The sequence below is a fragment of the Pauljensenia sp. UMB6358 genome, from assembly GCF_030216865.1.
Lineage (GTDB): Bacteria > Actinomycetota > Actinomycetes > Actinomycetales > Actinomycetaceae > Pauljensenia > Pauljensenia turicensis_A.
Genome location: NZ_JASOMS010000015.1, coordinates 1 through 8,611, shown reverse-complemented (window position 1 = coordinate 8,611; position 8,611 = coordinate 1). Strand labels below are relative to the sequence as shown.

At 57.5% G+C, this 8,611-nt stretch carries 6 protein-coding genes; 4 read left to right on the top strand and 2 right to left on the bottom strand.

The annotated features are described in order from the left end of the window. Positions 1-261 precede the first annotated feature (261 nt). A complete protein-coding gene (locus QP381_RS08325; protein WP_285068444.1) occupies positions 262-1,791 on the top strand; it encodes a threonine/serine ThrE exporter family protein in 1,530 nt (509 codons plus the stop codon). 77 nt (positions 1,792-1,868) lie between these two features. Here QP381_RS08325 and QP381_RS08320 read toward each other — a convergent pair whose 3' ends face one another. Together QP381_RS08320 and QP381_RS08315 are read right to left on the bottom strand one after the other, a co-directional pair. Next, positions 1,869-2,627 (bottom strand): hypothetical protein, encoded by a 759-nt coding sequence (locus tag QP381_RS08320; protein ID WP_040318693.1) that lies wholly within the window; start codon positions 2,625-2,627, stop codon positions 1,869-1,871. 612 nt (positions 2,628-3,239) lie between these two features. Then, positions 3,240-4,835: an aspartate:alanine exchanger family transporter gene (locus tag QP381_RS08315; RefSeq protein ID WP_219585722.1), complete on the bottom strand. Its 1,596-nt coding sequence runs from the start codon at positions 4,833-4,835 to the stop codon at positions 3,240-3,242. Positions 4,836-5,242: 407 nt separating this feature from the next. On the opposite strand from QP381_RS08315, the gene QP381_RS08310 reads away from it, so the two are divergent. The 3 genes from QP381_RS08310 to ilvC are packed head-to-tail and all read left to right on the top strand — an operon-like array spanning position 5,243 to position 8,528. Beyond that, positions 5,243-6,982, top strand: coding sequence for an acetolactate synthase large subunit (locus QP381_RS08310; protein WP_442953412.1), 1,740 nt, complete (start codon positions 5,243-5,245; stop codon positions 6,980-6,982). Positions 6,983-6,987: 5 nt separating this feature from the next. Then, a complete protein-coding gene (gene ilvN / locus QP381_RS08305; protein WP_006681797.1) occupies positions 6,988-7,500 on the top strand; it encodes an acetolactate synthase small subunit in 513 nt (170 codons plus the stop codon). A 2-nt stretch (positions 7,501-7,502) separates the two neighbouring features. Continuing rightward, positions 7,503-8,528: a ketol-acid reductoisomerase gene (ilvC, locus tag QP381_RS08300; RefSeq protein ID WP_285068439.1), complete on the top strand. Its 1,026-nt coding sequence runs from the start codon at positions 7,503-7,505 to the stop codon at positions 8,526-8,528. Positions 8,529-8,611 lie beyond the last annotated feature (83 nt).

Here is an 8,611-nt window from a genome sequence, read left to right as displayed (position 1 = left end):
CGAACCCGGAAGCTAAGCCCACAAACGCCAATGGTACTGCACCCGACAGAGTGTGGGAGAGTAGGACACCGCCGCAACAACACTTCAACGCTGAGGCCGTGAAAACCCAAAAGGGCTTTCACGGCCTCACGTGTGTGTGCTGGCAATCTCAGACGGTGCCAGCCAATTGCCGGCACAACAGTCGGCAACGTGTCCGACGCTACAAGCCGTCTGTGACGATAGACCGCCTTCTTTATTCCATTAGGGTGGAATGCTTGTTCTATGAGTGAAACGACCAATCAAGTGTCATCGGGCTACATTATCGAAGGTGCCCCCAAGGGCATTCAGGCTTACCGTTCGGCCGCCCATGATCGTCTTGCCCACCAGTCACGCGTGGTGTTGCGACTCGGTCAGATGTTCCTGGCAAGCGGTGCCAGTGCATATCGCGTAAAAAACTCAATGACAACGCTTGCCAAAGCAGTAGGTATCGCAGAGCATCACGCGCAAGTCACCTACACGGAGATCATCGCCACCGCATATGCGAACGGCACCTTCCGTACTGGTCTTGCTGAACAACGCCAAATGGGCGTCAATGCCGACCGTATCGACAGGCTTAACAACTACGTCGCTTCTATTAAAGGCAAGGCAGTTCTGGTTGAAGACGCTGAAAAAGCGCTTGACGAAATCGAACGGGTGAAGCCACTGTATGACTGGTTTCCGAACGCTGCAGCATCTGGACTTGCCTGTGCTGCCTTCTCATTCCTGAACAGTGGCGGCTGGGTTGAATGCTCAGCTGTTGCAGTCGCAGCATTCTTTGGCCAGGCGCTTCGGCGTCAGATGCTCCACCGTCACATGAACCACTTCGGAGTGTGGATGAGTTGTGGTGCAGTCGCGGCGCTCATCTACATCCTTCTCGTTGCCCCTGCACAGCACTTCCTTGGCCTTGAGCCTACGCACCAAGCTGGTTTTATTTCAGCAATGCTGTTCCTAGTCCCTGGCTTCCCGCTAGTGACGGGCATTATTGACCTGGTCCGACACGATTTCCAAGGCGGTCTAGGTCGTCTGACGTACGTCTTCATGCTCTTGTTGTCTGCGGGCGTCGCCACCTGGGTAGTGTCAACAGTCTTCCACTGGTCTGTCACTCCCGAATACAGCTACATCCTCACCCCCTGGTTGCTCTATACTCTGCGGTTTATCACGAGCTTTGTCGCGGCGTTTGGCTTTGCTGTCCTGTTTAACTCGCCAACGCGAGTAGCGGGAACGGCGGCATTGATTGGTGCTTTTATCAACGTTGGGCGTCTTGCTCTGGTTGACGAGCTTGATGTTCAGACGCCCGCAGCTGTCGGTCTTGCAGCCCTTGCTGCAGGCCTCCTTGCAACGTTTGCAGCGGAGCGCACGCGGTTCTCTCGAGTGACGTTATCTGTCCCGGCGGTGGTCATCATGATCCCAGGTGTTCCGCTTTACCGTTCGCTCACCTACTTGAACAACGGCCAGATGCTCGAAGCCCTCCAGTCGCTATTCACCGTTATTTTCACGATCGTGGGTATCGGCATGGGTCTTGCTGTGGCGCGAATGCTGACGGATAAGAACTGGCTCACGGAATCGGCGCCCGTTGTGCCTCTCCTGGACGAGGTCCTCCCAGATTCGTTCAGCCCTACAGACAGCGCTGACACGGTGGCCAATGACCACACTTCTGCCCAAGTACATGAAACAGTTGGAGCTGCTGGCGGTGAAGAGGCTCTGAGTGAGCAGTCGCTTGCCGAAGCAAGAACACCAGATGATACATCCTCAAACCAAGAATTGAGCGAGTAACGTAGCGTCCGACTTTTCAGAGGTGTGGGGGTCTCAGGCACTGCCTGAGACCCCCACACCTCTGTCAGGACACCGTCTTATTTCGCTGACATAAACAGCGATGGAGTTGTGTAGAAGGCTGAGACCTCAAATATGCCCTGCTGCGCAGTTGCGTTCTCTTCATCAATCATGAAATTGAAGTATCCGGTTGCTGTTTGGCCGTCGCCCGGCATATCAATGATAGAGAAATCGCTGTCAGTGTAGGAATATTCGGCAAAAGCGAAGGAATCGTCATTGGAGTATGTCAGATCAAGATCGAAGGAATTGAACGTGTCTTCACCGTGGTAGGTGATGGTGACGGGAACACGAATCCAGACTTCGCCTGCATCAGGTTCCGTATAAAGGCTCTCGATACCTTCCTCCGTCAGCTCAGCAAGGATTGCCGGCCCTGCATTCCAGTCAACTGCACCGAGTTCGACGTTGATTGAAGTGACGGGAAGACCCGAGGAATCCACCTCACTGTCGTACATAGTCAAATAATGGAGTTGCGGGTCAGCGGGGCTTTTTGCGCTGAAACCGAACTTTTCTGTAGTTGTGCCGGACGGAAGCGAATCGGCAAGTGATGACCCGTCCTTCATTTTGACTTCGTTTGGTGTCTCTGAGAAGGCCGAGGTGGGCCAGCCTGGATCAGATCCACGCCAGGCCGTCGGATCCTCTTCGTCGTCCGGGTTCAGGATTCCGATCACTGCCAGGGCGATGGTGATAAAGAAGATTCCAACGACGGAGCCGAGGACAATCCCGACGGTTCGGTTCGTTGATGACTTCCTCTGAGCGTTCGCCTGCGCATAGGAGGGCATGCTTCCCCGCGCGAACTGCGTATACGGGTTCCCAGCGTCCGTTGGCGAACCAGCAGCTGGTGGCGTCGCCCATGGTTGGTTGGCGGCAGCGGGTGTCCGTGTCTGGGGTAGAGGAGCATTCTGCCTAGCACTATGGGGTGGGCTCGCGGTGGTCGTGCGCCCACTTCCGCCTGGCGCGTAGGGGGACGAGGCTCCAGCTGAAGCCGAGGACACAGATGCGTCGGACGAGAAGGCGCTCGGTGACGAAGGATCATTCCCTGGAATACTCGAAGGTGAAGCAATACCGTCATCGACCCACAGTTGCCAGCCCGCCGGTGCAGAACTCCACGAAGGATCGGGGCTCCACCCCGGCCCGGGAGTAAAACCGTCAGGCGGTTTCGGCCAGTTAGGTGGTGGATTGAAACGCAAACTCATGGAACGCTCCTCGAGCAAACAATGATGGGGCGTCACCATTCTAAGAGAGGGGAGCATCCAAAGGGGTTTGAAAGCGTAAGGCAAGCATGCTGGCGTTCATCTCGTCGAATTAAAGATAAAGATAAAGAAGCGGGCGGGTACCACGTGCGTGGTGCCCGCCCGGCCTCGTCATTGAGAGAGCAGCGGAAGGTGAAAGGATCAGCTAAGTCCGCCGAGGATCTGGGCTACGAAGATCTTGCCGACCATTGCGACCGGGTAGATCAGAGCGTAACCAAGGGCAACGCGTGGATCCGAGTTCGTGCGGCCGTTGGCGAATGCCAGAACAGCAGGCTGGGTCTGCAGACCGCCGAGGAAACCGGACAGCTGCGTGCCACCCATCTTGAAGATCCAACGCATGATGACGTAGGTGCCAACTGCGAGGATCGTTGTGATGACGAAGCCCAGGATGAAGATCTTGATCCAGTCACCCGAGGTGAAGGCGTTCGCAATCTGTCCACCAGCGTTGGCGCCAGCCTGTGCGAGGAAGACCAACAGGCCGAACTCAGAAAGAACCTGGCAAGCGGTGAAGGGCAGAGCAGTGACCAGCGGTCCGATACGACCCAGACGACCGAAGACCAAGCCAACGATCAGGGTGCCTGCTGCCGAACCGATCGAGAAGTATTCACCGGACGGGGTCAGGATCGGGAGTTCACCGATCGCGATACCGAGCGCCATACCGAGACCCAGCGCGATCGGGTTCAGATCCGAAAGGCCACGAGCCGAGTCGCCGAAGAACTTCGTGATGGCTTCCATCTTGGAGGTAGGAGCAACAACGCGAACACGGTCACCCTGCTGAAGGATTAAGCCCGGCTCGGCAACCATGTCAACGTCACCGCGACGCACACGGGAGATCGTTGCGGAGAAGTGCTTCGCCATCTCTAGGTCAGCAACCGCGCGACCGGCAACCTTCGGATCGGAAACCGTCATGCGACGGAAGTCAAGGTAAGTGCGGTCTTGCATAAGGGAGTGTGAAGAAGCGTGACCCAGCTCAGTTGCTGCGCGAGCAACCAATTCACGAGGACCTATGACGGTCACCAAGTCACCCGGGTCCAGAGTGTCAGACATCGACGGGCGGGTGATCGGGCCGGTCTCACCACGACGCAGACGCGAGAATGTGACCTTCGACCCGAGCTTCTCGTAAATGTCGCCAACGAACGGGTGATCGTCGCGCTCAACGCGGATTGTGCGGTTCGCCAGCGGGGAAGGAGTATCGCGGTCGTTCTTGCCGTAGGAGAGCGCTGCGGCAGAAGCTACGAGCATACCGATCACACCGAACAGGTAGGCAATCGAGTAGCCGACAGTTGCGCGGTCCAACTGACCTGAGGCTTCGCCGGCGGCTGCAAGAGCGGGGGTGTTCGTGACCGCGCCAGCGAACGTACCCGAGATCAGTGCGATATCCATGCCGAGGGCCTTACCAACGCCAAGGCCAACGCCGGCCGCGACGACGTAGAGCACAACGACGGTCAAGATCGGGCCGACAGCGGTCTTCAAGTTATGGAAGAAGGACGCGCCGGAGTTGATACCGATAGCGAAGGTAAAGAGGGTCAGGCCGAGCGTTCCCAGTTGCGGGGTCACGCGAAGCTCGATGCCGTATGCCTGTGCCCACGCCGCCAAAATAATGGCGAAGAACAGAACGGCCGCAGCACCGAGACCGATGCCCTTGACCTTGATATGGCCAAACGCCATACCGATGCCAATGAGCAGGAAGAGGAAGAGAACTGGCTGCTCAGCCAGCAGAGCGAATACTGTTTCCACAGTTACGACTCCAATGTTGTGTTGACGGAGTAATCACGCCCATTATTGCAGGTTTGTCCGCAAAGGTAATTAGTTCATCGTCCTATCTGTGACGGATAAAGCGCCGAAAACCTATCGTTTGTGTCACGTATGCAAATGAAACGACAAAGGCGATGAGATTCAGATTCCGCAGTGTGAGATAAAAGGCGGGGCGAGGCCCTAGTGGGCATACGGTTTACCCGTGTTCAACATTCTCTCGGTTGGTATTTCCGTCCTGGTCATCGTACCCGGGCGTGCGAATCCTGCCGCGTGAAAACGGATGGATCGCACGCCTAATCCCCATCGCTATGACGCGGCTGGGGATTTTTTGTTGAGATCCACCCACACATAGAGAGGACCCAGCGGTGAAAGACACTGCTCCCACGCAGATGATGACCGGGGCGCAAGCGATTATTGCTTCCCTTGAAGCTCTCGGCGTGACCGACGTGTTCGGCATGCCCGGTGGCGCAATTCTTCCTACTTATGATCCGTTGATGAGCTCAAAGCTCAATCACATTCTTGTTCGTCACGAACAGGGTGCAGGCCACGCCGCTGAAGGCTACGCTCTTGCTACCGGCAAGGTCGGTTGTGCGATTGTCACATCCGGCCCGGGTGCAACAAACACCCTGACAGCGCTGGCCGACGCAAACATGGACTCCGTCCCCATGGTCGTGATTTCAGGTCAGGTGGGTGCCTCCCTGATTGGCACCGATGCATTCCAAGAAGCCGATATTGTTGGCGCCTCGATGCCACTGACGAAGCATGCGTTCCTTGTCACCGACGCTACAGAGATTCCATCTCGACTGGCTGAAGCCTTCGAGATTGCGTCGACTGGTCGTCCCGGCCCGGTCCTCGTTGATGTCACGAAGTCCGCGCAGACTGCCCAGATGAACTTCTCTTGGCCACCCGCCATGGACCTGCCCGGTTACAAAGAAGCTGCCAAGCCTCACAAGCGCCAAGTGCGCCAGGCTGCAGAGGCAATCCTTCAAGCGCAAGCCCCGGTGCTGTACGTCGGCGGTGGCATGATCCGTTCGGGTGCAACCGATGATCTTGCTCGACTGGTTGAGGCAACCGACGCTCCGGTCGTCACTACTTTGACCGCACGTGGTGCATTCCCAGATTCTGATTCACACACCTTGGGTATGCCTGGTATGCACGGAACCGTGGCAGCCGTCGGTGCTCTGCAACGCTCCGACCTGATCGTCACACTCGGTGCTCGCTTCGATGACCGCGTGACCGGCAACCTCGATTCTTTCGCGCCTCGTGCGAAGATCGTGCACATCGACATTGATGCCGCTGAGATCTCGAAGAACCGATTCGCGGACATTCCGATCGTCGGTAACCTCGCCGACGCGCTTCCGATGCTCGTTGACGAAATCGTCGCGATGAAGAAGAAGGACCAGGGCGAGGACATCTCCGGATGGTGGCGTTACCTCAACCGTCTGAAGGACCGCTACCCGATGGGGTGGACGAAGACTGAAGACGGCATGATGGCCCCGCAGGAAGTCCTGTCGCGACTGTCCAAGATCGCAGGCCCCGATGCTATCTACGTGACCGGCGTTGGCCAGCACCAGATGTGGTCGGCTCAGTTCATCCAGTCCGACAAGCCGAGGCACTTCATATCCTCGTCTGGTCTGGGCACCATGGGCTTTAGCATCCCCGCCGCCATGGGCGCCCAGGTCGGCAAGCCGAACAACGTTGTGTGGGCAATCGACGGTGACGGTTCGTTCCAGATGACCAATCAGGAACTGGCCACCTGCACGGTGAACAACATTCCGATCAAGGTCTGCCTGATCAACAATTCCGTGCTCGGCATGGTGCGTCAGTGGCAGTCGCTGTTCTACGACAAGCGCTACTCCAACACAACGCTCAACCCCGTTGACGGAGAGCAGATCCCGAACTTTGAAATGCTCGCCACCGCCTACGGTATGGCAGCGCGCACCGTCCGTTCTATCGACGAAGTCGACGAGGCTATCGAATGGGCCATGTCCATCAACGACCGCCCTGTCCTGATCGACTTTAGAGTCTCGAAGGACTCCATGGTGTGGCCGATGGTCGCAGCAGGTGTGTCGAACGATGAAATCCGCTATGCCAAGGGTATGGCACCCGACTGGGATGTGGAGGACTGAAAATCATGGCACAAACACATACTCTGAGCGTGCTTGTTGAAAACAAGCCCGGTGTCCTGACCCGCGTCTCGGCACTGTTCGCGCGTCGCGCATTTAACATCACCTCGCTTACCGTGGGTGAAACTGAGCATCCCGAAATCTCCCGCATGACGATCATCGTCAAAGCAGAAGACCAACCCTTCGAACAGGTCACCAAGCAGCTGAACAAGCTGGTGAACGTGCTCAAGGTTGTGGAGCTTGAACCGGAAGACTCCGTGGAACGTCGCCTCCTCCTGATCAAAGTGCGCGCCGACGAAAAGCGTCGCACCGGCGTCCTGCAGGTCGTCGACCTCTTCCGTGCTCACGTCGTCGACGTGCAGACGGAAACGGTCGTCATCGAATCTATTGGCTCACTATCTAAACTCGAAGCACTTGTCCGCTCCCTTGAGCAGTACGGTGTGACAGAAATCGTCCAGTCGGGCGCTGTGGCGATCGGCCGCGGATCACGCTCGATCACGGATCAATTGAAGGAGAAATGACAATGACTGAGATCATCTACGACGACGGTGCAGATCTGTCGATCATCCAGTCCAAGAAGGTTGCCATCATTGGCTACGGCTCGCAGGGTCACGCCCACGCGCTCAACCTCAAGGATTCCGGCGTCGACGTGGTTGTTGGTCTGCGTCCGGGCTCTTCCTCATGGGACAAGGCTGAATCCGCTGGCCTGACTGTCAAGGACGTTTCCGAAGCTGTGGCCGAAGGCGACGTTGTGATGATCCTGGTTCCGGACCAGGTCCAGCGTTTCGTCTACGCAGAGCAGATCGCCAAGAACCTCAAGGACGACGCCGCACTGTTCTTCTCGCACGGCTTCAATATCCGCTACGGCTACATTACCCCCGAAGCCGGCCACGACATCTGCATGGTCGCCCCGAAGGGCCCGGGACACACCGTTCGTCGCCAGTTCCTCGAAGGTAAGGGTGTTCCGGCCCTCGTCTGTGTCGAGCAGGACGCATCCGGCCAGGCGCTCGCGCTCGCACTGTCCTACGCCAAGGCAATCGGTGGCACCCGCGCAGGCGTCATTGAGACCACCTTCACTGAAGAAACCGAAACCGACCTCTTCGGCGAGCAGGCAGTCCTCTGCGGTGGCGTTTCCAAGCTTATCCAGTATGGCTTCGAAACCCTGACCGAAGCTGGCTACAAGCCCGAAATGGCCTACTTCGAGGTCTGCCACGAACTGAAGCTCATCGTTGACCTGATCAACGAGGGTGGCCTGACCAAGCAGCGTTGGTCCTGCTCCGACACCGCAGAGTACGGCGACTACGTCTCCGGCCCGCACGTCATCGGCCCGCAGGTCAAGGAAGCCATGAAGGAGGTCCTTGCCGACATCCAAAACGGCACCTTTGCCAAGCGCTTCATCGCCGACCAGGACAACGGCGGCCTCGAATTCAAGGCGCTGCGTGCAGAAAACGAAGCGCACCCGATCGAAAAGACCGGCCAGAAGCTCCGCAAGGCCTTCGGTTGGACCTCGGCAGACGCCGACTATACCGATGGTTCCGCAGCTCGCTGATCGATTCCGCGCGAGCGCTGTCGCCTTCCACTAGGGAAGCATGACGGAGGCTCGCAGAGACATTGTGGCGGCCACCCTCAAGG

What these genes read in the sequence shown, in the direction of transcription:
- QP381_RS08320 (WP_040318693.1), bottom strand. Translation starts at nt 2,627, where the DNA reads ATGCCCTCCTATGCGCAGGCGAACGCTCAGAGGAAGTCATCAACGAAC.
- QP381_RS08310 (WP_442953412.1), top strand. Translation starts at nt 5,243, where the DNA reads ATGATGACCGGGGCGCAAGCGATTATTGCTTCCCTTGAAGCTCTCGGC.
- ilvN (WP_006681797.1), top strand. Translation starts at nt 6,988, where the DNA reads ATGGCACAAACACATACTCTGAGCGTGCTTGTTGAAAACAAGCCCGGT.
- ilvC (WP_285068439.1), top strand. Translation starts at nt 7,503, where the DNA reads ATGACTGAGATCATCTACGACGACGGTGCAGATCTGTCGATCATCCAG.
- QP381_RS08325 (WP_285068444.1), top strand. Translation starts at nt 262, where the DNA reads ATGAGTGAAACGACCAATCAAGTGTCATCGGGCTACATTATCGAAGGT.